Genomic DNA, 22,799 nt, shown 5'->3' with positions numbered 1-22,799 from the left:
TATGACTGCGCCGGTCCCACGGGTGCGCCTGGCCAGGTTCCGTGACCTGACCCTGGTGCCGGTGATCGTGATCCTGCTCGTCGTGGGCGCGTTCCTCGACCCGACTTTCCTGACCGCGGGCAACCTCACGAACGTGCTCCAGCAGCAGGCGGCGATCTCGCTCGTCGTGCTGGCGGAGGCGATGATCCTCATCGCCGGCAAGTTTGACCTGTCGCTGGAGTCGACGGTCGGCACCGCGCCGGCCATCGCGGTGATGCTGGTGATCCCGGCGGCCGCCGGCGGGTTCGGCCTCGGGCTGCCCGGCGCGCTGGTGATCCCGCTGGCCCTGCTGATCGGCGCGGCCATCGGGGCGTTCAACGGTTTCCTGATCATCAGGTTCCAGCTGTCGGCGTTCATCGTGACGCTGGCCATGCTGATCATCGTGCACGGCCTCCTGCAGGGGCCGACCGAGGGCAAGACGTTGTTCCAGCTTCCCGACTCGATCCTCTACCTGGGCAGCGCCATGTGGCTCGGCCTGCCGGCGGCCATCTGGATCGCCGGCGTGCTGTTCGCGGCGGGCATCTTCGGCCTGGGCTACCTGCGGCTCGGCCGCGCGCTCTACGCGATCGGCGGCAACACCGACGCCGCCCGCGCCGCCGGCATCCGGGTGGATCGGGTGCTGTACGGGGTGTTCATCCTGGGCGGGACGCTCGCGGCGCTCGCCGGGATCCTGGAGACCGGCCGCCTCGGGGGGATCGGCAACAACCAGGGCGTCGGGTGGATCTTCATGGTGTTCGCGGCGGCGGTCATCGGCGGCGTGAGCATGGACGGCGGCAAGGGCACGATCCTGGGCGCGCTCACCGGCGTGCTCGTGATCGGCCTGGTGCAGAACATCCTGACGCTCATCGGCGTCTCAGGCTTCTGGCAGCCGGTGATCTATGGCGGGATCATCCTCATCGCGTTGATGATCAGCCGGATCGCGGGCGGAAAGGCACAGGATTGAACGGGCTCGACGAACCTCCGGCCGGACCGGACAGCGACCCGCCGGACAGATCTCCGAGCGGTCGTGACGGTGGTGCGCCGGGTGGGCGTGACGGTGGTGCTATGGACGGGCGTGACGGTGGTGCGCCGGGTGGGCGTGACGGTGGTGCGATGAACGGGCGTGACGGTGATGTGCCGGGTGGGCGTGACGGTGGTGCGATGAACGGGCGTGACGGTGATGTGCCGGGTGGGCGTGACGGTGGTGCGATGAACGGGCGTGACGGCGGCGGGGTCGAGGTGTCGCGGCACGGCTTCGGCGGGGCACCGATCGGCAACCTGTTCCACGAGGTGACGGAGGAGCAGGCGCGTGCCACGGTCGACGCGGCGTGGGACGCCGGGGTGCGCCTGTTCGACACCGCGCCCCATTACGGGCTCGGCCTGTCGGAGCGTCGCCTCGGTGCCGCGCTCAAGGACCGCTCGGGCTACGTCCTGTCTACCAAGGTCGGCCGCCTGCTGGTGCCCGCCTCGTCATCGGACGGCCGCGACGAGCAGGGCTTCGACGTCTCCGCCGATCTCCAGCGGGTGTGGGACTTCTCCGGTGACGGCGTACGCAGATCCCTGGAGGAGTCCCTGGGACGGTTGGGCCTCCCAGCCGTCGACATCGCGCTCATTCACGACCCGGACAACCACATGGACCAGGCGCTGGCGGAGGCGTACCCGGCGCTGGCAGAGCTGAGGGCGCAGGGCGTGGTGAAGGCCATCGGTGTCGGGATGAACCAGTGGCAGGCACCGCTGCGCTTCGTCCAGGAGACCTCCGTCGACGTCGTGATGCTCGCGGGCCGCTACACCCTGCTCGACCAGTCGGGACTGCCGCTCCTGGAGGAGTGCGCGCGCCGCGGGGTCAGGGTGCTGGCGGCGGGCGTCTTCAACAGCGGCATCCTGGCGACTCCGCGGCCGACCGGCACGTACAACTACGAGCCCGCCCCGGCGCCGGTGATGGAGAGGGCGACGAGGATCGCGGAGATCTGCGAACGCCACGGCGCCACGCTGCCCCAGGCGGCCATGGCCTTTCCCCTCCGCCACCCGGCCGTCGCCTCGGTCGTCCTGGGGGCCCGCTCACCCGAGGAGGTCACCGCGAACGCCACCCTGCTGTCCCGCCCGGTCCCGGAAGCGGTGTGGGACGAGCTGATGGCAGAGGGGTTGCTGCCCAAGGAGTGACGGCGAGGCGGTGAGCCCGGCGGTGCTCAGCGTCCGTCCGCTGATCGGAGGGAGGACTCAGCAGGGGGCTCAGCGTCCGTCCCCTGACCAGGGCGGGGAGGGCTCAGGAGGGGATGTACAGCCAGGACTTCGAGGGCCCGGGCTCGTACGCCGAGTCGAGGCGTTTGGCCATGATCCCGGGCAGGCCCTGTTCGCGGGCGGCCTGACGGACCGGGCCCGCCTCGCCCGGCCACGAGGGAGCGGTCTGCCAATGGGCACCCGCCAGCTCCAGCGCGTCCAACGCCGCTCGCCGGGCCGTGTAGGGCTCGTCGACCAGGGAGCGGCCGTCGTCGTACAGCAGGTCGTAGAAGACCAGGATCTCCGCGCCTCCGAGCGTGGCCACCTCTCCGTCCAGCATCGCCGTACGACTGCCGAACGACTCCGCGAGCCCTCGCAACCACGGGTGCTCCCGCGCGGCCGTCGTGCGTCCGCCCTCGATGGGGACGAGCAGGCGGCGGCCACCCCACGCGAACTCGAAGGCGTAGGCCGAGACGTCCTTCGGGGGCTTGGCGCGTTCGGTCGGGAGCATGGGTTCGGGTGGTGGGAACGGTTCGCGGGCCCGGGCGTCCATGCGGTGGATCATCCAGTTCTGGCCTCGGGTCCGGAACAGGACGAACCGCCCCGAGGCGCGCTCTCCGTGCAGGACGAACTTGACCTCGCGGTCCGACCACTTCTCCGTCTCGTACGTGCCGGTGTCCCAGATGGTCATCGTGCCGCCGCCGTACTCGCCCTTGGGGATCTCGCCGTGGAACGTGAGGTACTCCATCGGGTGGTCCTCGGTGTGCACGGCCAGGTGGTTGGTGTCGGGGTCGGCGGGCAGGCCCTTGGGGACGGCCCAGGACACCAGGACACCGTCGCGCTCGAGCCGCAGGTCCCAGTGGAGGGATCGGGCGTGGTGCTCCTGGATGACGAACGCGTTGCCGTCCTCGGAGGGGGGCGGGGATGGGGGGATGGGCTCGGGGGTGCGGCTGGCGTCGCGTTTGCTCCGGTATCGCTCCAGTTTGTCGGCCACGACAGGGCTACTACCCGCCCGTACTCTCCCAGACCACCAGCGGGTACGGCACCCGGATCCCGCCGACCAAGCGCAACCCTGAGCGCGCCTTCGAACGCGCCCAGCGCCGCCGTGCGAGTCGCCGTCGGGCCGGGGTGCGCCGTGCCGAGCCCCCGCTGCGCGGGCCGTCGTGCTGGGCAGCGCTGTGGGGCGGGCCGTTGTGCTGGGCTCCGCGGAGTTGAGGTTGGGTGCTGGGCCGGCCGGCCGGCTGCGCTTGGCTGTGCCGCGCTGCCCTGCGCCGTATCGGGCGGCGACGTGCCGGGCCGTATCGAGCCGCACCAGGCTGGGTCGCGCCGCGCCCGGCCGTCTTGGCTGCGTGCTGCCGCGTCGGGAGGGGCTTTGCTGGACGTGTCGGGCTGCTCTGTGTCGCGCCGGGTGTGTTCGGCGCCTGGAGGCTGCGCTGGGCGTTGGGCTGGGATGGGTGGGTTCAGGGTGAGTGCGAGAGGTTCTGGGTGCCGATGACCTTGAGGAGTCGCAGCGCCTCGTACGACGGCGACCCCGGCGCCGCGGTGTAGAGGACGATCCACTGGTCGCCCTCGGGCACGTGCAGCGTCTCGCAGTCCAGCTCCAGCCACCCCACGGCCGGATGGTTGATCCGCTTGCGCGCGGACCTGCGGACGGTGACGTCGTGCCCGGTCCACAGCTCCGCGAACTCGGCGCTGCCGGCCAGCAGCCGGTCGACGAGCCGGCGGATGCCGGGGTCGTCCGGGTAGCGGGCGGCGGCGGCCCGCAGGTCGGCCACCGACTCCCTGGCGAACCGCCACGCGCCCTCGGGGTCGTGGCGGTCCCGGGCCCGAGGGTCGGTGAAGTAGCGCCACATGAGGTTGCGTTCGCCGGGCGGCAGCACGGAGAAGTCCGTGAGCAGAGCGGCGGCGAGGGGGTTCCAGGCCAGCACGTCGTATTTGGCATCCGACACGAGCACCGGGGTGTCGTCCAGCCGGTCGAGCAGGTGGAGCACGCCCGGCCTGACATCCTGTGGCGGGCCGGAGGGCGGTCCGGGCGGCTCCCCGGCCAGGTAGTACAGGTGGGAACGCTCGTCGTTGTTCAGTCGCAGCGCCCTGGCGATCGCGCCGAGCATCTGGCGCGACGGCCGCGGTCCGCGGGCCTGCTCCAGGCGGGCGTAGTAGTCGACGGACATGCCGGCCAGCCGGGCGACCTCCTCCCGCCGCAGCCCGGGCGTGCGGCGGCGCTTGCCGCCTTCCAGGCCCACGTCGGACGGCCGCACCAGTTCGCGGCGGCTGCGCAGGAATCCCGCCAGGTCGGCCCTGTTGATCCGGTCCATGACTTCAGGATGCCTGGCCCGCGCCACCGTAACCAGGGACCGTCAATCCAGGGCTCAGCGCTGCTCTTCCGTTCGTTTGCGGCCCGGCTCAGCGACCAGGGACCGTCGATCCGACCGGCGTCTTCCTCAGCGAGCAGGGCGGCACCTACCCCTGGTAGCGGGGTCAGTCGAGATCGAGCGCCTTGCGCAGCCACGACTCCACACCCGCCACGTGCACGGTCGCCCAGGACCGGGCCACGTCGGCCTGGCGGGCGGCGATGGCCTCGTAGATCGCGGTGTGCTGCTCCCGCGTCTTCTCCATCGCCCCCTCCTGGGTGAGCCCGCGCCAGATCCTGGCCCGAGTGGTCGGACCTGACAGGCTCTCGATGAACGAGCAGAGCACGCTGTTTCCCGAGCCCCGCGCGATCCGCTGGTGGAACTCGAGGTCGTTGGCCACCAGCTCCTCGACCGTCGGCTCGCCGGGCAGGGACTCCAGGATCACGCGCAGCTCTTCGACCTCGGCATCGGTCATCAGCTCGGTCGCCATCGCCGTCGCGGCCGGCTCCAGGATGCGCCTGACCTCGAAGAACTGGATCACTGTGTCGTCGCGGTGCAGGTCGAGCACGAACGACATGGTGTCCAGCAGCAGCCGCGGCTCCAGGCTGGTCACGTACGTGCCGTCGCCCTGACGTACGTCGAGCACGTTGATCAGGGACAGGGCGCGCACGGCCTCGCGCAACGAGTTGCGTGACAGGCCGAGCCGCTCGGCGAGGTCGGCCTCCTTGGGCAACCGGTCGCCGGGGACCAGCTCGCCCGAGAGGATCATCTGTTTGATCTTGTCGATGGCCGCGTCGGTGACCGCCACGCTTCTCCCCCTAGACATCGGATGTCTAGGAGTCTAGAGCCTGGAACCGGACCGGATTGACACCGGGGACCCGGCGAACTTCGCCCCGGGCCTCCAGGGCGCGCAGATGCGCCGCGGCCTCCCCGGCCGCCATGCCTCTCAGCGCTGGGGACAGGTCGTCCCAGGGCCTGTTCCACGTCATCATCGCGGCGACCTCCCAGATGGTCAGCGGTTCCGGCCGCTGGGCCATCAGGGCGCGCAGCCGTACGAGCTTCTCATCGTGATGGTGGCGGATCTCGACAGCTCGCGCGGCCACATCAGGAAATATCCATTCGTGTGCGGGCAATGCGTCGAGGGGCCCCAGCTCGGCGACCCGGTCCAAGGAGTCCAGGAAATCACCCAAGGGATCGACATCGTCCCGGTCATACGGATAAATCCCGACATGGGGGGTGATGTCGGGGAGGACGTGGTCGCCGGTGAACAGCCGGTCGGCGTCCTCCAGATGCAGGCAGATGTGCCCGGGAGTGTGGCCGGGCGTGTGGACGGCCCGGAGCTTGCGGCCGGGCAGATCCACCAGGTCCCCGTCACGTAACCGGCGGTCGGGCAGCGCCGGCGGGGTAGGCCGGCTCACCGCCTGCCGCACCTCGCCAGGATCGGCCCCGGCCCGCCTGAGCATGTCGGACTGGAAGCTCTCGTGCTCCTCGGCCGCGTAGTCGTGCATGAGCCTGACCAGCGCCGCGTCGTCCTCGTGCATCGCGATCCACGCGCCGGAGGCGTCCTTGACCTGCCCCGCGAGCCCGGCGTGGTCGGGATGGAAATGGGTGACGACCACCCCGCTCACCGTGCTCACGTCGATCCCGAGCGCGGCGAGGCCGCCGCTGAGCGCGTCCCAGGCCTCCGGATGGTTCCACCCGGCGTCGACCAGCACCGGCCCCTTGGGGGATTCGAGGGCGTAGACGAGCGTGTAGCCAAGCGGGTTGCCCGGGATCGGCACCGGCACGCTCCACACCCCGCCGCCGAGATCCTGCGGCCGCTGCTCCGCGTACGGCCTGCGTCTGCTCTTCATGCGCCCCCCGATCGGGTGATAAGTGTCACCGGCCGGCCCGCTCGAGAATGGTGGCCGTGGCCAGCGCCCCGCCGGCGCACATCGTGACCAGCGCGGTCGCCGAGTCCGACCGCTCCAGCTCGTGCAGCGCCGTGGTGATCAGCCGCGCGCCCGTGGCGCCGACCGGATGGCCGAGCGCGATCGCGCCGCCGTTGACGTTGACGCGGTCGAAGTCGGGCTCGTGCGCGCCCGCCCACGACAGCACCACCGATGCGAACGCCTCATTCACCTCGAACCTGTCGATGTCGCCGATCGTCATCCCGGCCGCCGCCAGCACCTTGGCCGTCGCCTCCACGGGCCCGTCCAGGTGATAGTACGGCTCCGCGCCGACGAGCGCCTGCGCCAGGATCCGCGCCCTGGGCCGCAGCCCGTGCCTGGCGGCCGCCTCTTCGCTCATCACCAGCACCGCCGCGGCGCCGTCGGAGATCTGCGACGAGGTGCCCGCGGTGTGGAGGGCGCCCTCGGCGACGGGCTTGAGGTTGGCCAGGGTCTCGACCGTGGTCTCGCGTAAGCCCTGGTCCCTGCGTACGTCCCCGACGGGCACGATCTCGCGCTCGAACCGCCCGTCGGCCCACGCCTTGGCCGCCAGCCGCTGGGAACGCGCCCCGAGCCAGTCGAGCCGCTCCCGCGTCAGCCCGCGCCGCCGCGCGATCCGCTCGGCCGCGGTGAACTGGTCGGGCAGGTCGATGCTCCAGTCGTCCGGCTTGGCCGTGGCGGGCCGCACGTTGCTGCCGAGGGGCGCCCGGCTCATCACCTCGACGCCGCACCCGATGCCGGCCTCGATCACGCCCGCGCGCACCATCGCCGCCGCGAGGTGCACCGCCTGCTGCGACGACCCGCACTGCGCGTCCACCGTCGTCACCCCGGTCCGGTACGGCAGCCCGGCATAGAGCCACGAGTAGCGCCCGACATGCCCGCCCTGCTCGCCCGCCTGCGTCACGCACCCGGCGAACACCTGCTCGACGGCCGCCGGATCGAGCCCCGACCGCTCGACGAGCCCGTTCAGCGCGGTTGCCAGAACCTGTTGCGGTTTGAGCCCGGCCAGCCAGCCTGCTCGCTTGCCGATGGGAGTGCGTACGGCCTCGACGATCACAGGTGTGCCCACAGTCGCCTCCAGAACGATGCTCTGGCGAAACTGTAACGCGTTCTACTTTGCCGTGGAACCCTCCAGCGTCGACGGCAGCCCGAACGTCTCGAACAGGCTCTCCTCGAAGAACATGCCGACGTGCCTGATCTGCTCCCCGGCGAACGTCAGCACCATGATCGCGAACTGCCCGTAGACGCCGTTCTGGCGGTGGTACACCGCGAACGCCGGCTGCCCGTTGGCGGCGATCGGGATCAGCTTGAGGTCGCCGGGGCGCTCGGCCGGGCACTGCGTCCTGGTGAGCTCCATGATCGCCTCGGGCCCCTGGTACCAGCCGACGTACGGCGGCATCTCCCAGACCGCGTCCTTGGTGAACAGGTGGGCCAGGCTGTCGACGTCGTAGTTCTCGAACGCCGCGACATAGCGGTCGAGCTGGGCCTGCTGCTCGGCCGACAGCGGCTCGACCGGGTCGTCGATGTTCGGCTGCACCTCGTTGAGCTGTGCGCGGGCCCGCTGGAGGATGCTGTTGACGGCCGCGGTGGACGTCTCCAGCGCCTCGGCCACCTCGGCGGCCTTCCACCTGAGCACGTCACGCAGCACCAGCACCGCCCGCTGCCGCGGCGGCAGGTGCTGCAGCGCGGCGATCAGGGCGAGCCTGATGCTCTCGCGGGCGGTCACGATCGTGGCGGGGTCGTCGCCGCCGACGCCCGCGAGAGCGTCGGGCACGGGCTCCAGCCACGGCACCTCGTGGTCCGAGACCAGGGGAGCGGTCGGCTCGGTGCTGGGGGCACCGAGACCGGTGGGCAGCGGCCGCCTGTTCCGGCTGTCGAGCGCGGTCAGGCAGGCACTGGTGGCGATGCGATAGAGCCACGTGCGCAACGAGGAACGTCCCTCGAAGCCCTCATAGGCCCGCCACGCGCGCAGATACGTCTCCTGGACGAGGTCCTCGGCGTCGTGCACCGAGCCCATCATCCGGTAGCAGTGCGCCAGCAGCTCGCGCCGCATCGGGTCAGCCTGTCGGAGGAACTCCTCGTTCGTCGGCTTGTCGGTCATACCTCCTTGTATAGACGGCGGCACCGACAGACTGGCGACTTTGACCGCGATTAAGGCCAACCATTTAAGGACCCAAAGAAATGACCATGAATCAGTGGGGAACGGTCAGAACGATCTTGCCGCTGACCCGGTTCGTCTCGCCGAGTTCGTGGGCCTTGGCGGCCTCCTCCAGCGGCAGGACGGCGGCGATCTCCGCCCGCAGCCGCCCCGCCTCGACCAGGGCCGCGAGCGCGCGCATCGCGGCGTGGTCGGGCTCCACCAGCATGGCCTCCGAGCGGATGCCCAGCTCGGCCGCCTGCCGGTCCAGGGCCGGGTCGAGATTGCTGAGCACCAGCGAGACGATCGTGCCGCCCTTGCGCAGGGTGCGCAGCGAACGCGGCCCGTAGTCGCCGCCGATGGTCTCGAGTACCACGTCCACGTCCCGCACGACCTCGGCGAAGTCCTCGTTGCGGTAGTCGACCAGCTCGTCGGCGCCCAGATCGCGCAGGAACTCGTGCTTGGCCGCGCTGGCCGTCCCGATCACGTACGCGCCGCGCGCCTTGGCGATCTGCACCGCCAGGTGCCCCACCCCGCCCGCGGCGGCGTGGACCAGGACGCGCTGGCCGCCCTTCAGCCCGGCGACGTCCACGAGCGCCTGGTACGCGGTCAGCCCCGCGAGCGGGATCCCGGCCGCCTGGACGTGGTCGACGGTGGCGGGCTTGCGCACGAAGTGGCGGGACGGCGCGGTGACGTACTCGGCGAAGGCGCCGTGCGCGTCCGGGTACTTGAGCATGCCGAACACCTCGTCGCCCGGCTGGTAGAGCGCCTGCCCGACGCCCGACTCCTCGACCACGCCGGAGACGTCGTAACCGAGCACGAACGGCAGCTCGTCGCGCAGCAAGCCGCCGCTCGCGCGGGTCTTCCAGTCGGTCGGGTTCAGCCCGGCCGCCTCCACCCGCACCAGCACCTCGGTCGGGCCGGGAACGGGCCGGTCGAGCTCCACCGTCTTCAGAACCTCAGGGCCGCCCAGGACGTCCTGGATGATCGCTTTCATCTTCATGGGACCCAGCCTGCTGGGTCCGGGGCCGAGCCCGCGAGTGGCCCAAAGGTCATGCTGTGTAAAAATCGGGCCATGCATCGCGTCGCCGTCCTCGCCGTCGACGGGGTCATCCCGTTCGAGCTGAGCGTGCCGTCCAGGATCTTCCTCGTCGCGCAGGGGGCCGGCGGCGAGCCGCTCTACGACGTGGTCACCTGCACGGTCGACGGCCGTCCCGTCGCCACGGCCGCCGACTACTCCATCGCCGTCGAGCACGACGCGAGCGTGCTGGCCGACGCCGACACGGTGGTGGTGCCCGCCGCCGAGTGGTACGCCGGGCTCACGGGCGCCGACTCGCTGCCCGCCGGGCTGGCCGCGGCGCTGGCCCGGATCCGGCCCGGCACCCGGATCGTCTCCATCTGCATCGGCACGTACGTGCTGGCGGCGGCCGGGCTGCTCGACGGCCGTCCGGCGACCACGCACTGGCGGCACGCCGAGCGGTTCGCCGCCGCGTTCCCGAAGGTGCGGCTGGACGCGGACGTGCTGTTCGTGGACGACGGCGACGTGCTCACCTCGGCCGGCGCCTCGGCCGGGGTGGACCTCTGCCTCCACCTCGTCCGCCGCGACCACGGCAGCCGGGTCGCCAACCAGGTGGCCAGGGCGTGCGTGGTGCCGCCGTGGCGGGACGGCGGCCAGGCGCAGTACGTCGAGCACCCGGTGCCCGAGCCGTCCAGCGTCGGCACCGCCCCCACCCGGGCCTGGGCCTTGGGACGGCTGGGCACGCCGCTCCGGCTGGACGACCTGGCCGATCACGCGGGGATGAGCAGGCGCACGTTCACCAGGCACTTCCGGCAGGAGGTGGGGCTGAGCCCGGGTCAGTGGCTGACGCAGCAGCGGATCGCGCTGGCCAGGCACCTGCTGGAGAGCACCGACCTGCCGGTGGACCGCATCGCGGACCGCGCCGGCTTCGGGACGGCGGCCTCGTTCCGGCAGCACCTGCAGACGGCGGTGGGGGTCTCGCCGCATGCATATCGGCGCACGTTCCACATGAGGTGACGGGCCGACCGGACACCACTGAGGCGGCCCACTGTGCGCGCCGTAACGGCGGCGCGCCACTGAAGGGTCAGCAGCCGTTTCCTGGAGGGTCCTCAGGAAGTACGGCGGGTGGCCTGCCCGTGCGCAGCCGTAACGTATGGGTTTGCTCTTCTGCCGAAGTGCGGCGGGGTCAGATGTCGGCGAGAAGTCTTGCGGCGGCGGTTTCGATGCGGCGCTGGATCTGGTCGTAGGTGCGGCGGCCGCGGAGCATCTCGAGGAGCTCCTGCACCCACACGCTGGCCAGCGACCCCGCGAGGTCGGCCTGCTCCTCGGTGGCGTCCTCGAGGGTCAGGCCGTCGGCCGAGACCCGCAGCAGCAGCCCCGTGATGCGCTCCCCGAACGGCGTCTGCACCTCCGCCATGATCAGCGAGCGGATGAGCGCGTCGGCCAGCTCCGGCTCGCGCATCAGCCCGCGGGTCGCCCGCATGAGCACGTCCACCGCGCGGCTCGACGGCGTGGTGGCCCCGGGCGGACGCCGCTCGATGCTGCTCTCGAGGAGGTCGATCTCCTCGCCCACCACCGCCACCACCAGGTCCATCTTGGACGGGAAGTAGCGATAGAGCGTGCCAAGCGCCACGCCCGCGCGCTCGGCCACCGTGCGCATCTGCATGGCTTCGACGCCGCCGCGCGAGGCCAGCGCGGCGGCGGCCTGGACGATGCGCTTGCGGCGTTGATGCTGGCTACGCGTACGGACGCTGTGCCCGCCCGGCGTGGGGTGGCTCTCCATGGTCCCCTCGGTGTCGCTGGAGGGCGCGGCGTGCGTGGTACGCATAAGAACACGTTATCTGATTTCTCGATGACGTGGCTTGTTACTCGCGGGTCACAAAGAAGCCCTATAGGCCCATGTCTATGGCGTTACAGCGGTATGTCGCGACTTATCAGGATAGGCGGGCACTGGACAGATATTAGAATCTGTTCTAGTTTGCGATTCGGCTGACCGAGCGCTTGGTGGAGGCCCCGGATGGCGGCGAACACGCTGGCGGCCCTGCTCCGTGCACGGGCCGACGACGATCGACCTGGGCTGATGTTCGAGGACACGACGTGGTCGTGGCGCGAGCACGTGACGGCGTGCCGCGCCGCCGGGGCCTGGCTGTCCGGGCGCGGAGCGGGGTTGCACGTGGGGGTGCTCAGCGAGAACGTTCCAGAGCTGGTGTTCCTCGTGGGCGGGGCGGCGCTGTCCGGGCACGTGGTCGTCGCGCTGAACCCGACGCGGTCGGTCGACGAGCTGATCCGCGACGCCCGCGCCACGGACGTGGACCTGCTCCTGGTGGACGCGCCCTACGCCGGGGCGGCCGGGCCGCTGTCCGAGGCGCTGGGGGTGGAGGCGCTGGGGGTGGAGGCGCTGCCCCTCCCGGACGCCGCCGCCGTGGCGGACAGTTCGCCCGCCGCGGAGGCCGCGCCCGAGGACCTCGTGATGCTGATCTTCACCTCGGGCACCTCCGGCCGGCCCCGCGCCGTGCGGATCACGCAGCGCAAGATGGCCCTTCCCGGGCTGAGCCTGGCGGCGCTGCTCACCCCGTCGGACGTCGTGTACTGCTCGATGCCGCTGTTCCACTCCGGCGCGCTGATGGCCGCCTACGCCCCGGCCGTGGCGTCGGGGGCGGCGCTGGCGCTGCGGCGGCGGTTCTCGGCGTCGGGGCTGCTGCCCGACCTCAGACGGTACGGCGGCACGTACCTGCACTACGTGGGCAAGGCGCTCTCCTACGTCCTGGCCACCCCCGAACGCCCCGACGACGCCGACAACCCGCTCAGGATCGCGTTCGGGAACGAGGGCAGCGCCGTGGCTACGAGGAGGTTCGGGGAGCGGTTCGGGTGCCGGGTGATCGACGCCTTCGGCTCCACGGAGACGGCCATCTCGCTCACCCCCGATCCGTCCGGGCCGCCCGGATGCCTGGGGCGGCTGCCCGAGGGCGTGCAGATCCTCGACCCCTTCACCGGCCGTCCCTGCCCGCCGGGCCGCATCGAGGACGGCCGCCTGCTCAACCCGGACGAGGCCGTCGGCGAACTGGTCAACGTGCGGGGGCTGGGGCTGTTCGACGGCTACTACAACGACCCCGAGGCGGACGCCGAGCGGATCAGGGACGGCGCGTTCTGGTCGGGCGACCTGGCGTACGCGGACGGGGACGGCTACGTGTTCTTCGCGGGGCGCGGCACCGAACGGCTGCGCGTGGATGGCGAGAACCTGGCGGTCGCGCCCATCGAGGCGGCGCTGCGGGAGTTCGCGGGGGTGGTCGAGGCGGCCGTCTACCCGGTGCCCGACCCGGCTGCGGGCGACCAGGTCATGGCGGCGCTGGTGCTGGAAGGGGGCTTCGACCCGGTTGCGTTCACGGCGTTCCTGGCGGCTCGCCGCGATCTGGGCGCCAAGTCCTTACCCCGATATATCCGCCTTTCTGATCACTTGCCCCAGACGCCTTCCCACAAGGTCATCAAGCGGGTCCTCGCCCGCGAGGGCTGGCGCACCGCCGACCCGGTCTGGTGGCGGTCGGACTCCGGGCTCCGGCCGCTGAGCGAGTCGGACGTCAAGGGGATCGAGGAGGAGTTCGTACGGCACGGCAGGCAACACCTCTTGGAGACGTGAATGGACTTCAACCTGGACGAAACCCAGCAGGACCTGCGGAAGCTGGCGGCCGAGGTACTGGCCAGGGAAGGGGACGAGGAGCGGCTGCGGCAGGCCGGGCTCATGAGCGTGTGCGTGCCGGAGGAGGCTGGGGGAGCCGGGCTCGGGCCGGTGGAGCTGGCCGTGGTGCTGCGGGAGGTGGGGGCGCGGGCGGCACCGGTGGCCGCACTGCCCACGCTGGTGAGCACGCTGACCTTGGCCCGCTATGGCACCCTTGACCAGCAACGCCGCGAGGGCGGGATGACCCTCGCGCTCCGCGAGCCCGGCAGAGCGCCGGCCGACCCGCCTTCGACGACCGCCCGGGACGTGGCCGGCGGCTGGGCGCTGACCGGGCGCAAGGTCTCCGTGCCGCACCCCGCCGGCACGGTGCTCGTCACCGCCGACGAGGGCCTGTTCCTGGTGGAATCGCCGGCCACCACCCCCGAGTACACCTCCACCGGCGAGCCCGCCGCCACGATCGTGCTCGACGCGACCCCGGCCGAGCGGGTCGCGGGGGCCGACGCGGTCACCGGGGCCCGGCGGCTGTTCATGGCGGGCGTGGCGGCCCAGGCGAGCGGCGTGCTGGCGGGCGCGCTGGAGCTGACCACCGACTACATCAGGACGAGGAAGCAGTTCGGCCGGGCGCTGGCCGAGTTCCAGGCCGTGACGATGCAGATCGCCGACGTCTACATCGCCGCGCGGGCCCTGGACGTGGCCATGTGGTCGGCGGCCTGGCGCCTGGCCGAGGACCTGCCGGCCGACGAGGACCTGGCGCTGGCCGCGTACCACGTCAGCGAGGCGTGCAGGGCCCTCTACACCTGCCAGCACCTGCACGGCGGCCTCGGGCTGGACGTCACGTACCCGCTGCACCGCTATTTCGCGCAGGCCAAGCACCTGTCCCACCTGCTCGGCGGCGCCGACGCCCAGCTCGACCTGATCGGAGCGCTCCTCTGATGCTGATCGACCTGACCCCAGCCCAGCGCGCCCTGCGCGACGAGCTGCGCGAGTACTTCCAGGGCTGCCTCACCGACGAGGACCGCAGGAAGATCGCCGAAGATCCGTTCGGCGGGGCGTACATGGAGCACTGCCGCCGGCTCGGCCGCGACGGCAAGCTCGGCCTCGGCTGGCCCAAGGAGTACGGGGGAGGCGGCTACGGCCCCCTGGAGCAGCAGATCTTCGCCAACGAGATCGCCCGGGCGGGCGTCCCGTATCCGATCATCACGGTGCAGACCGTGGGGCCCACGCTCATGCAGTACGGCACCCAGGAGCAGAAGGACCTCTTCCTGCCCCGCATCCTCGCCGGCGAGTGCCACTTCGCCATCGGCTACAGCGAGCCCGAGGCCGGCACCGACCTGGCCTCCCTGCGCACCACGGCGGTGCTCGACGGCGACCACTACGTCGTCAACGGCCAGAAGGTCTTCACCAGCGGCGCGCACTACGCCCAGTACATCTGGCTGGCCGCCCGCACGAACCCCGAGGCCAAGAAGCACAAAGGCATCACCATGATGATCGCCTCCACGGACGACCCCGGCTTCTCGTGGACGCCGATCGTCACCATGGACGGCCGCCACCACACGAACGCGACCTACTACAGCGACGTACGCGTGCCCGTGGACATGGTGGTCGGCGAGGTGGACCGGGGCTGGGACCTGATCGTCAACCAGCTCAACCACGAACGCGTCACCCTCGGCCCGGCCGGCAACCTCGGTCAGACCTACGACCGCTTCCTCGCCTGGGCCCGCCGCACCGGGGTGGCGGACCATCCGGACGTACGGCGGGCGCTGGCCAGGGTGTGGGGCTTCTTCCGCACCAACGAGCTCCTGAACTGGCAGGTCGCCGCGAACATGGACCTCGGCTGGCTCGGCGCCCCCGACGCGTCGGCCACCAAGATCTACGGCTCCGAGCGCATGCAGGAGGTCGGCAGGATCGTCGGCGACATCCTGGCCAGGTACGGGGACCCGTCGGATCCGGAGACGGCCGAGCTGCTCGAACGCACCGATCACGGGGTGAAGGGGGCGGTGGTGCTGACGTTCGGCGGCGGGGTGAACGAGGTGCAGCGGGAGCTGATCGCCATGCTCGGCCTGAACCTGCCGAGGCCGCCGCGATGACCCCCCAGCTGAACGACGAGGAGCTGCACGAGCTCGCGGGCAAGCAGGCGGCACTGGGGGAGGTACGCGGGACCCCGGCGCAGGATCCGGTGAACGGCCCCATGATCCGGCACTGGCTGGACGCCATGGGCGACGAGAACCCGGCGTACCTGGAGAAGGGGGTCGCCCCGCCCGCGATGGCCCAGGTGTGGACGATGCCGGGCGTGCGCCGGTCGGCGAAGGACCGTTCGCCGGTGGACGACATGATCGCCGCGCTCGACGCGAGCGGCTACACGGGCGTGGTGGCGACGAACTGCGAGCAGACCTACCACCGGTACGCGCGGGTCGGTGAGCGGCTCACGCCGGCTACCCGGTTCTCGGACCTGGCCGGGCCCAAGCGGACGGCGCTGGGGGTGGGCTTCTTCGCCACCTGGAAGGTCACCTGGTACGCCGAGGACGACGAGCCGGTCGCGGAAATGCTCTTCCGAGTCCTGAAATTTCGCCCACGCACCAAGGCGGCCCCCGCCGCCGACCGGCCGGCGTACCCGCTCCAACCGGCGATCAACCAGGACACCGCGTTCTTCTGGGAAGGCGTACGGCAGGGGGAGCTGCGCGTCCAGACCTGCGCCGACTGCGGCCATCACCGCCACCCGCCCGGCCCCCTGTGCCCGCAGTGCCGCTCGGCCAACAGCTCCCACCTGGTCGCGAGCGGCCTCGGAACCCTCTACAGCTACGTCGTGCACCACCACCCGCCGGTGCCGGGCCGGGAGACGCCGTTCGTGGTCGGCGTGGTGGAGCTGCCCGAGGGGGTGCGGATCGTCGGCAACGTCGTGGACTGCCCGATCGAGGAGGTGGCCGTCGGCATGCCGTTGCGCGTGACGTACCGGCCGATGGACGACCAGCTCATCCTCCCGATGTGGGCGCCGAGGGAGGAGGCGTGATGGGCACCGCGATCGGGTCCGCGCTGCCGGAGCTGGCCATCGAGCTCACCCCCACCTTCGTCGTCTCCACGGCCCTGGCCACCATGGACTTCACGCCGGTGCACCATGACGTGGACAAGGCCCGCGCCCAGGGTTCCAAGGACATCTTCCTCAACATCCTGACCACCATGGGCCTGGTCGAGCGCTACGTCACCGACTGGGCCGGACCTGAGGCCGTCATCGAGCGAGTCGCCGTCAAGCTGGGCGTCCCGGCGTACGCGGGGGACCGGCTGTGCTTCAACGGGACGGTCGTGTCGCGCGAGGACGGCCGGTTCACGGTCGAGGTACGCGGCAAGGTGAGCCTGGGCGACCACGCCACAGGGACCGTCACCTTCGCCCTGGCCGAGGAGGGGAAGCCGTGTTGAGCGGGCGTACAGCCGTCGCGGGCATCGGTGCCACCGAATTCAGCAAGAAGTCGGGGCGTTCGGAGCTGCGGCTGGCCGCGGAGGCCGTACTGGCGGCCCTGGACGACGCCGGGATCTCACCCGGCGACGTGGACGGCATGGTGACCTACACCCAGGACTCCAACCAGGAGATCGCCGTCGCCAGGGAGGCGGGGATCGGGGACCTGACGTTCTTCTCGCGGGTCGAGTACGGCGGCGGCGCGGCCTGCGGGACGGTGGCGCACGCGGCCATGGCCGTGGCCACGGGGATGGCGCGGACGGTCGTCTGCTACCGCGCGTTCAACGAACGTTCGGGCCGCCGCTTCGGCCAGCCGAACAGCCGCCTGACCGGCGAGCCCACCTCCCAGGGGCTGGAGATGAGCTGGCACGTGCCGTACGGGCTGATGACGCCGGCGGCATGGGTGGCGATGTTCGCCCGCCGGTACATGCATACGTACGGCGCGACCTCGGAGGACTTCGGCCGGGTGGCGGTGGCCATGCGCCGCCACGCCGCCACCAACCCCGCCGCCTGGTTCTACCGGCGCCCCATCACGCTGGAGGAGCACCAGGCGTCCAGATGGATCGTCGAGCCGCTGCACCTGCTCGACTGCTGCCAGGAGAGTGACGGCGGCGTGGCCCTGGTGGTCACCTCGGCCGAACGTGCCCGAGACCTCCGCCGATCACCCGCCCTGATCACGGCCGCGGCCCAGGGCGCGGGTTCGGGCCAGATGATGATGACCAGCTACTACCGCGACGACATGACCGGCCTCCCCGAGATCGCCGTGGTCGCCCGCCAGCTCTGGGACATGTCCGGTTTAACGCCCAAAGACATCCAGACTGCCATCCTGTACGACCACTTCACCCCGTTCGTCCTGGCCCAACTGGAAGAACTCGGCTTCTGCGCCCGCGGCGAGGCCCCGGACTTCCTCCGCGACGGCACCATCGAGCTGGACGGCCGCCTGCCCGTGAACCCCCATGGAGGCCAGCTGGGGGAGGCCTACATCCACGGCATGAACGGCATCGCGGAAGCCGTCCGCCAGATCCGCGGCACCGCCGCCAACCAACTTCCAGCCGTCCGGAACGTCCTGGTAACCGCAGGAACCGGCGTACCCACCAGCGGCCTGATCCTCTCCTCCGACGCGTAGGCGTGTAGGTGGGCCGGGGCTCACCCACCCGTTGACCGGCGAAGCGGTGGGCCGACTGACGCCCACCCCGGACCGGCTTGCCGCGGGGCTGCCGCTGCCCGACGGGACAACGCCGAACCCACGCCCGATCGCCGGGACCGGCAGGCGCCGACCAGTTCCAGACAGGCCGCAGTCGGCGGTTGGGTGCGGACCTCGTTCGGGCGGCCTGGCAACGCTGGGAAGCAACAGCCATTGGCCCAGAGAATGATCTTCGTGGGATGGTCGCGCCTGCGACGGGCGAGGGCATCGTGACGGCCGTATCGTCGTGCCCCGAGCAGGATCGGTGATGACGAGTCGTGGGACGATCTCGTGCGGATGGAGCACCAGGGCGAGCGTCGCTGAGCTGGTTGTTCAGTGGTCGGTGATCAGGGCGTCCAAGGCGGCGGCTTTGTCGGTTTCGGTGGGCAGGGCGTAGCGGCGGGTGGTGTCCAACGAGCCGTGGCCGAGCAGTTCGGCGACCAGGACGGGGTCTGTGCCGTCGCGGATGAGCTGGGTGGCGAAGGTGTGGCGCAGGACGTGCGGGCTGAAGGGCTCGGCGGGGTCGTCATTGAGGCCGACGGCGTCACCGAAGCCGGTGATGATGTCGCGGGCGGCGCGGTCGCTGAGGCGGCCGCCGCGATGGTTGAGGAACAGCGCGGCGTGGGTGTCGGCCCCCTTCCAATCGGCGCGAGTTGTCAGCCAGTCGCTCACGGCCTGGCGCAGGTCGGCGTGGACGGGCAGCAGGCGGATCTTGCCGCCATCGCGGCCTTTGCCGCGGATGCGGAGTTCGCCCTTGCGGGCTGAGAGGCGTACGTCGGCGAGGTCCAGGCCGACGACTTCGGAGATGCGCAGGCCGGCGTAGTAGGGCAGCAGGGCGATGGCCTTGTCGCGCGGGGAGGCGGTGAGCTGGACGTGGCGGATGTAGCGGCGGGTGCGCTGGGTATCCAGGGAACGGGGGGCGGTGCGGCGGGTGTCGCGTTCGCGGCGGGTCTGGGGTATGCCGAGGCCGCGGCGGGCGTAGAAGTCGTCGATGGCCGACAGGTAGGTGTCGATGGTGTTGGGGGCGCGGCGGCCGTTTTTGAGGTGGCGCCGGAAGTCGCGTACCGCGCCGGTGGCCGCGATGGGGTCGCTGAGCGGGTCGCCGTCCAGGGCGCCGGCGCCGGCGTCGGCCTGGACGGCCAGCCAGGCCAGGTAGCCGCGCAGCCGGGAGGCGTACTTGGTCCTGGTGGAGTCGGCCAGCGGGGCGCGCTCGAGTGCGCCGGTGTAGTCGGCCAGGACGGCGGCGTGGGGGACGGGGAGCGGTACGGCCCGCGACCGGCTTACGTTTCCGGAAGCCGCTCCGGCCGGCTGCGGGATCTCTGAGGATGTGTTTCCGGAAGCCACCCGCTCAGTCTACTTCCGGAATTACCGAATTCCGGAAGTCCTGAGGTAGGATGGAGACACCGAGGACTTTTCGAGCGTTGGCAGCCAGGTCGGCGTCGCCCCCGGCGAACCACCACCGGCCCCTTTCGGAGGGGCCCGGACAGGTCAGGCGACCATGACGCCGGCATTTCCTTCGCAAATCACGCCGCTCAGCCCTGTCTCGTCGGCGATCCCTCGGGTCGATTCCGGGCTACGGCTCAGTCTCCACCCGGTGCTGGATCGGCGAGCCGTGGTGGACGGGGCCTGGTGGCCTTACTCTAGCGACGCGGCCACCGAGCTGCCCGGTCTCATCGCCGCCGTCGACCAGCGGCTGGGGCGGACCACGCTGATGGTCGGCGTGTCCCGGGACGCGTGGCAGCGCATCCCGAGTCGGATCCCGGCACGCGGGCGGCAGGTCCGCATCGGCTGGTTCCGCCACGCCGACCCTCACGTGGTCGTTCTCTTCTTCGCCGCCGCGGAGCCGGTCGCCCTGCTGGTCATCCCGCCGGATACGGCCGCCGGCCCCGCCGGAGCCACGCTCAAGCTCACCGCCCACGACACTGCCGACTTGACTACCGATGACATCCTCATCCACGCGCGCCTGCCGCCCGAGCCCGTCGCGCCTGTGTGCGTGATTGCCGCCGACAGCTTGGCCCGCTGGGAGAACGAGGGCGGGTCGGTCGCCGGCCAGGAGGCACCCTCCTCCAGTCCACGGCCGTCAGGGCCGGCGTGACCCGGCCCTGCCGACCGGATCGAGCGGTTCAAGCATCGCCCGTTCTGACGGCAGACCGGCTTTCCGGCCGGCAGGCATCTCATCCCGTTTCAGCTTCTCCAGTGAGGAGACATTCCATGACCGTCATCGACACCGCCCCGCTCGGCGTGGCTGACCGATCGAGGCCCACCACCGTCCACCTGTCCGGCGACATCGACATCTTCACCAGTGCAGCGCTTCGCCGGCAGCTCATGGCCACGCTGCGCTACAGCACGAGCCTGCTCATCCTCGACCTGTCCGAGGTCACGTTCTGCGACGCCGGTGGTCTGGGCGTCCTGGTCGGCATTCAGCGCCGCGCCCGGCAGATGGGCATCACCGTGGCCCTGACCGCGCCCCGCCCGTTCATGTCCCGGCTGCTGCACATCACCGGTCTGGAGCGCGGCCTGCCCATGGTGGCGTGATCGTATGCCCACCCAGGGTTCTCAGGCTCCGGCCCCGGCACACGACGGGCGATCTCGTACCCGTACGCCCAGCAGCGCCTCTGCGCCCATGCCGGGCAGGTGGCACTGACGGCCGCGATCGTCATCGCGGCGTTCATCGCGCCGCCGTCGACGCTGAAGGCGAGCGGCTCCTGGCGTTGCCGGTCAAGCCGGACAAGCCGATGCAGTTCATCGCCACCGACGACATCGGGGTCTTCGCCGCCGACGCGTTCGACGACGCCGGTACGTTCATCGGCCGGCAGATCGAACTCGCCGGAGACGAGCTCCCCTTTCCCGAGGTCGCCGAGATCTACGAGCGCGTCACCGGCATCCCGGCCCTCCGCCGACAGCATCCGGAACTGCTGACGTCCGAGCAGTTCCTCGCCCGGCGTCTACGTACGGACTGGCCCCTTCGGCGCCCTGACTCAGTCGATGACGGCAGTGGCCTCGACTTCGACCAGCAGGTCGGGTTCCCCCAGCGCGGCAACGCCCAGCAGCGTGATCGGCTTGACCGGGTCGACCCCCAGCTTCGCCGCCGCCCGAGCGACCCCCTCGCCCAGCAGCGGCATCCTGTCGGGTGTCCAGTCGACGACGTAGACCGTCAGCACCGGCCGGCCGGCCCTCGGCATCGCGGGCCACCTGGCCCGCCAGGAACCCAAGACTTCCGGCGGGCGTGAGAGACCGGTCGGCGAGCTCCAGCTGCGCAGGGTCGCCGAGATCGCCGGCATGCAAGGTCTTCGCCTGTCGGCAAGTCGGCGGCTTCGGAGCCAGCTCGAGAGATGCAGCTCCGTCATGCCGTGTTGGAGGCGGAACGTCATGCCGCGTTGGAGGCGGAACCAGGTCTCGTCGTAGAAGTACATCCATGTCGGCTCGTCGCCGGCCGCCCTGTTCACGGCGGCCGGCGGATGGGTGTTGAGCGGACTTACTGGGCGGCCAGCTGAGCGATCTGTTCGGCGCTCAGCACGCCGTCGTACGTGCGGACGTCGTCCACGATCCCCGGCCAGTAGCCGGTGAAGGCGCCGGCCGCCTTGGTCCGTCCGAGCTGGAGCGGGCCGGTGGCGTTCCATGCGCTGACGTGGTCGGTGATGGTCGTGGCCTGCAGCTGGCCGTTGACGTAGATGCGCAGCTCACCGGCGAGCGGGTCGTACACGCCGGCCACGTGCGCCCACTCCAGCGGGGTCGGGATGGCGTCCGAGCGGGTGCGGGCGAGCGCGGCGGTGTCGCTGTCGGCGGCGGCCATGCCCAGGGTCCAGCGGCCCTGCTCCTTGTCGAAGCCGAGCTGGAAGCCGGCGGCCCGGTTGCCGGGCTGGGCCACGGCCGCGGTGTCGCGAGTGGGCAGGTAGTCGAGCTGTGTCCAGGCGGCCACGGTGAACCCCGTCCTGGTGTTGACCGCGGGCCCGCCGGCCTGGGCGTAGCCGTTGACTCCGTCGAGCGCGAGCGCGCCGTCCAGCCAGCCGGCCGTCCACGAGGCCCCGCCGGACAGGGTCGCGGGCGTCCCCCTGCCCGACGAGTCGGCGGCCGACAGGCCGGACTCCTCGTCCAACGTCCAGTGGCCGACCAGCCTGGCAGCGCTGTTGACCAGGTCGGCGAGCTCATCGGCGAACATGGCGCGGCCGTAGACGCGGACCTCGTCGAGGTCGCCCGCCCAGTGGTCCGCCGCCGCGCCGTTGACCTTGCCGCGGCCGATGGTGAGGGGTCCGGCCGCGTTCCACGGTGAGGTGGCGGCGACCGTGGATTCGAGCCTGCCGTTGACGTAGAGGGAGACCTGGCGCGCGGCGGAGTCGTAGACGCCGGCCAGGTGGGTCCACTCGTTCAACCGGGGCGCGGCCTCGGACAGGGCGCGCACGGTCGTCGCGTTGTCGGCGTCCGTGCCCGCCAGCACCAGCGCCCACCGGTCGTTGGTCTTGCTGTACTGCAGCGAGACCGCGCCGGTCCTGCCGCCTTCCTGGGTGAGCACGGTGGCGGTGGCGGCGTTGCCGGTCAGGCGGGCCCAGGCGGTGACGGTGAAGTTGCGGCCGGTGTCCGTGACGGGGCCGGAGGTCTGCGCGTAGGCGTTGGCCAGTTTCAGCCCCGCGCCGGTCTTGCCGGTGGTCCACGACGTCCCGTACAGGGTGGCGGGATGCGCGCCGGTGGCGTCGGCGGTCACGCCACCCTGGCCCTCGTTCATGGCCCAGTGGCCGTTCGGGCCCTTGCCGCTGTTGACGTTGAAGACGTAGGTGCGGATCGGGCCGAGCTGGCCCGCGCGGTCCTTGCTGCGTACCGACAGCACGTTG

The 22,799-nt window shown here is 71.3% G+C and carries 22 protein-coding genes and 1 pseudogene; 12 read left to right on the top strand and 11 right to left on the bottom strand.

Going from position 1 to position 22,799, the window contains the following annotated elements:
- The first annotated feature begins 1 nt into the window (after position 1).
- On the top strand, positions 2-982 hold the full coding sequence (locus ACFKCF_RS51585) for an ABC transporter permease (protein ID WP_394503447.1): 981 nt from the start codon (positions 2-4) through the stop codon (positions 980-982).
- A 245-nt stretch (positions 983-1,227) separates the two neighbouring features.
- On the top strand, positions 1,228-2,178 hold the full coding sequence (locus ACFKCF_RS51580; RefSeq protein ID WP_394503445.1) for an aldo/keto reductase: 951 nt from the start codon (positions 1,228-1,230) through the stop codon (positions 2,176-2,178).
- Between the two features lie 103 nt (positions 2,179-2,281).
- Here the strand turns inward: ACFKCF_RS51580 and ACFKCF_RS51575 are convergent, their stop codons facing one another.
- The 7 genes from ACFKCF_RS51575 to ACFKCF_RS51545 form a co-directional block, all read right to left on the bottom strand.
- A complete protein-coding gene (locus tag ACFKCF_RS51575) occupies positions 2,282-3,229 on the bottom strand; it encodes a DNA polymerase ligase N-terminal domain-containing protein (protein ID WP_394503443.1) in 948 nt (315 codons plus the stop codon).
- Positions 3,230-3,695: 466 nt separating this feature from the next.
- Positions 3,696-4,550, bottom strand: coding sequence for a helix-turn-helix transcriptional regulator (locus ACFKCF_RS51570; protein WP_394503441.1), 855 nt, complete (start codon positions 4,548-4,550; stop codon positions 3,696-3,698).
- A gap of 163 nt (positions 4,551-4,713) precedes the next feature.
- Positions 4,714-5,394: a FadR/GntR family transcriptional regulator gene (locus ACFKCF_RS51565; RefSeq protein ID WP_394503439.1), complete on the bottom strand. Its 681-nt coding sequence runs from the start codon at positions 5,392-5,394 to the stop codon at positions 4,714-4,716.
- A gap of 25 nt (positions 5,395-5,419) precedes the next feature.
- On the bottom strand, positions 5,420-6,439 hold the full coding sequence (locus ACFKCF_RS51560; RefSeq protein WP_394503437.1) for an MBL fold metallo-hydrolase: 1,020 nt from the start codon (positions 6,437-6,439) through the stop codon (positions 5,420-5,422).
- Between the two features lie 25 nt (positions 6,440-6,464).
- On the bottom strand, positions 6,465-7,583 hold the full coding sequence (locus ACFKCF_RS51555; RefSeq protein ID WP_394503435.1) for a steroid 3-ketoacyl-CoA thiolase: 1,119 nt from the start codon (positions 7,581-7,583) through the stop codon (positions 6,465-6,467).
- A gap of 42 nt (positions 7,584-7,625) precedes the next feature.
- On the bottom strand, positions 7,626-8,615 hold the full coding sequence (locus tag ACFKCF_RS51550; protein ID WP_394503433.1) for a sigma-70 family RNA polymerase sigma factor: 990 nt from the start codon (positions 8,613-8,615) through the stop codon (positions 7,626-7,628).
- Positions 8,616-8,706: 91 nt separating this feature from the next.
- Complete coding sequence (locus ACFKCF_RS51545) at positions 8,707-9,648, bottom strand: NADP-dependent oxidoreductase (protein WP_394503543.1); 942 nt, start codon at positions 9,646-9,648, stop codon at positions 8,707-8,709.
- A gap of 78 nt (positions 9,649-9,726) precedes the next feature.
- On the opposite strand from ACFKCF_RS51545, the gene ACFKCF_RS51540 reads away from it, so the two are divergent.
- The gene (locus ACFKCF_RS51540) at positions 9,727-10,686 is read left to right on the top strand and encodes a GlxA family transcriptional regulator (protein ID WP_394503431.1); all 960 of its coding nucleotides are present in this window, start codon (positions 9,727-9,729) and stop codon (positions 10,684-10,686) included.
- Positions 10,687-10,855: 169 nt separating this feature from the next.
- Here ACFKCF_RS51540 and ACFKCF_RS51535 read toward each other — a convergent pair whose 3' ends face one another.
- Positions 10,856-11,452: a TetR family transcriptional regulator gene (locus tag ACFKCF_RS51535; RefSeq protein ID WP_394503541.1), complete on the bottom strand. Its 597-nt coding sequence runs from the start codon at positions 11,450-11,452 to the stop codon at positions 10,856-10,858.
- A gap of 234 nt (positions 11,453-11,686) precedes the next feature.
- Between ACFKCF_RS51535 and ACFKCF_RS51530 the strand changes: the two genes are divergently transcribed.
- The 6 genes from ACFKCF_RS51530 to ACFKCF_RS51505 are packed head-to-tail and all read left to right on the top strand — an operon-like array spanning position 11,687 to position 17,916.
- Complete coding sequence (locus ACFKCF_RS51530) at positions 11,687-13,303, top strand: AMP-binding protein (protein WP_394503429.1); 1,617 nt, start codon at positions 11,687-11,689, stop codon at positions 13,301-13,303.
- Positions 13,304-14,275, top strand: coding sequence for an acyl-CoA dehydrogenase family protein (locus ACFKCF_RS51525; RefSeq protein ID WP_394503427.1), 972 nt, complete (start codon positions 13,304-13,306; stop codon positions 14,273-14,275).
- The gene (locus ACFKCF_RS51520; protein WP_394503425.1) at positions 14,275-15,429 is read left to right on the top strand and encodes an acyl-CoA dehydrogenase family protein; all 1,155 of its coding nucleotides are present in this window, start codon (positions 14,275-14,277) and stop codon (positions 15,427-15,429) included. Before ACFKCF_RS51525 ends, ACFKCF_RS51520 begins: the two co-directional genes overlap by 1 nt.
- Positions 15,426-16,349: a bifunctional MaoC family dehydratase N-terminal/OB-fold nucleic acid binding domain-containing protein gene (locus tag ACFKCF_RS51515; protein WP_394503423.1), complete on the top strand. Its 924-nt coding sequence runs from the start codon at positions 15,426-15,428 to the stop codon at positions 16,347-16,349. The genes ACFKCF_RS51520 and ACFKCF_RS51515 overlap by 4 nt, the downstream gene beginning before the upstream one ends.
- Positions 16,349-16,753 carry a MaoC family dehydratase gene (locus ACFKCF_RS51510; RefSeq protein WP_394503421.1) on the top strand — a complete coding sequence of 135 codons (405 nt, stop codon included), beginning with the start codon at positions 16,349-16,351 and terminating at the stop codon, positions 16,751-16,753. Before ACFKCF_RS51515 ends, ACFKCF_RS51510 begins: the two co-directional genes overlap by 1 nt.
- A complete protein-coding gene (locus ACFKCF_RS51505) occupies positions 16,750-17,916 on the top strand; it encodes a lipid-transfer protein (protein WP_394503420.1) in 1,167 nt (388 codons plus the stop codon). The genes ACFKCF_RS51510 and ACFKCF_RS51505 overlap by 4 nt, the downstream gene beginning before the upstream one ends.
- A 390-nt stretch (positions 17,917-18,306) precedes the next feature.
- Here the strand turns inward: ACFKCF_RS51505 and ACFKCF_RS51500 are convergent, their stop codons facing one another.
- On the bottom strand, positions 18,307-19,317 hold the full coding sequence (locus tag ACFKCF_RS51500; RefSeq protein WP_394503418.1) for a tyrosine-type recombinase/integrase: 1,011 nt from the start codon (positions 19,315-19,317) through the stop codon (positions 18,307-18,309).
- Between the two features lie 154 nt (positions 19,318-19,471).
- On the opposite strand from ACFKCF_RS51500, the gene ACFKCF_RS51495 reads away from it, so the two are divergent.
- The 3 genes and pseudogenes from ACFKCF_RS51495 to ACFKCF_RS51485 all read left to right on the top strand — a co-directional run.
- On the top strand, positions 19,472-20,068 hold the full coding sequence (locus ACFKCF_RS51495; protein WP_394503416.1) for a DUF5994 family protein: 597 nt from the start codon (positions 19,472-19,474) through the stop codon (positions 20,066-20,068).
- A gap of 116 nt (positions 20,069-20,184) precedes the next feature.
- Positions 20,185-20,508 carry an STAS domain-containing protein gene (locus ACFKCF_RS51490; RefSeq protein WP_394503414.1) on the top strand — a complete coding sequence of 108 codons (324 nt, stop codon included), beginning with the start codon at positions 20,185-20,187 and terminating at the stop codon, positions 20,506-20,508.
- Positions 20,505-20,846 (top strand): annotated as a pseudogene (locus ACFKCF_RS51485) (NmrA family NAD(P)-binding protein); the annotation flags it as partial. The gene ACFKCF_RS51490 and the pseudogene ACFKCF_RS51485, both read left to right, overlap by 4 nt.
- A 105-nt stretch (positions 20,847-20,951) precedes the next feature.
- Here the strand turns inward: ACFKCF_RS51485 and ACFKCF_RS51480 are convergent.
- Positions 20,952-21,155, bottom strand: coding sequence for a hypothetical protein (locus ACFKCF_RS51480; protein WP_394503548.1), 204 nt, complete (start codon positions 21,153-21,155; stop codon positions 20,952-20,954).
- A 293-nt stretch (positions 21,156-21,448) separates the two neighbouring features.
- Positions 21,449-22,799: LamG domain-containing protein (locus ACFKCF_RS51475; protein ID WP_394503412.1), on the bottom strand; the 1,351-nt coding region annotated here is incomplete at its 5' end.

It is taken from the genome of Nonomuraea sp. JJY05, assembly GCF_043496855.1.
Taxonomy (GTDB): domain Bacteria; phylum Actinomycetota; class Actinomycetes; order Streptosporangiales; family Streptosporangiaceae; genus Nonomuraea.
This window is presented reverse-complemented; position numbering and strand designations above follow the sequence as displayed.

Coding starts and splice junctions, on each gene's coding strand:
- ACFKCF_RS51585 (WP_394503447.1), top strand. CDS start 2: ATGACTGCGCCGGTCCCACGGGTGCGCCTGGCCAGGTTCCGTGACCTG.
- ACFKCF_RS51580 (WP_394503445.1), top strand. CDS start 1,228: ATGAACGGGCGTGACGGCGGCGGGGTCGAGGTGTCGCGGCACGGCTTC.
- ACFKCF_RS51570 (WP_394503441.1), bottom strand. CDS start 4,550: ATGGACCGGATCAACAGGGCCGACCTGGCGGGATTCCTGCGCAGCCGC.
- ACFKCF_RS51560 (WP_394503437.1), bottom strand. CDS start 6,439: ATGAAGAGCAGACGCAGGCCGTACGCGGAGCAGCGGCCGCAGGATCTC.
- ACFKCF_RS51550 (WP_394503433.1), bottom strand. CDS start 8,615: ATGACCGACAAGCCGACGAACGAGGAGTTCCTCCGACAGGCTGACCCG.
- ACFKCF_RS51545 (WP_394503543.1), bottom strand. CDS start 9,648: ATGAAAGCGATCATCCAGGACGTCCTGGGCGGCCCTGAGGTTCTGAAG.
- ACFKCF_RS51540 (WP_394503431.1), top strand. CDS start 9,727: ATGCATCGCGTCGCCGTCCTCGCCGTCGACGGGGTCATCCCGTTCGAG.
- ACFKCF_RS51535 (WP_394503541.1), bottom strand. CDS start 11,452: ATGGAGAGCCACCCCACGCCGGGCGGGCACAGCGTCCGTACGCGTAGC.
- ACFKCF_RS51530 (WP_394503429.1), top strand. CDS start 11,687: ATGGCGGCGAACACGCTGGCGGCCCTGCTCCGTGCACGGGCCGACGAC.
- ACFKCF_RS51525 (WP_394503427.1), top strand. CDS start 13,304: ATGGACTTCAACCTGGACGAAACCCAGCAGGACCTGCGGAAGCTGGCG.
- ACFKCF_RS51520 (WP_394503425.1), top strand. CDS start 14,275: ATGCTGATCGACCTGACCCCAGCCCAGCGCGCCCTGCGCGACGAGCTG.
- ACFKCF_RS51515 (WP_394503423.1), top strand. CDS start 15,426: ATGACCCCCCAGCTGAACGACGAGGAGCTGCACGAGCTCGCGGGCAAG.
- ACFKCF_RS51510 (WP_394503421.1), top strand. CDS start 16,349: ATGGGCACCGCGATCGGGTCCGCGCTGCCGGAGCTGGCCATCGAGCTC.
- ACFKCF_RS51495 (WP_394503416.1), top strand. CDS start 19,472: ATGACGCCGGCATTTCCTTCGCAAATCACGCCGCTCAGCCCTGTCTCG.
- ACFKCF_RS51490 (WP_394503414.1), top strand. CDS start 20,185: ATGACCGTCATCGACACCGCCCCGCTCGGCGTGGCTGACCGATCGAGG.
- ACFKCF_RS51480 (WP_394503548.1), bottom strand. CDS start 21,155: ATGCCGAGGGCCGGCCGGCCGGTGCTGACGGTCTACGTCGTCGACTGG.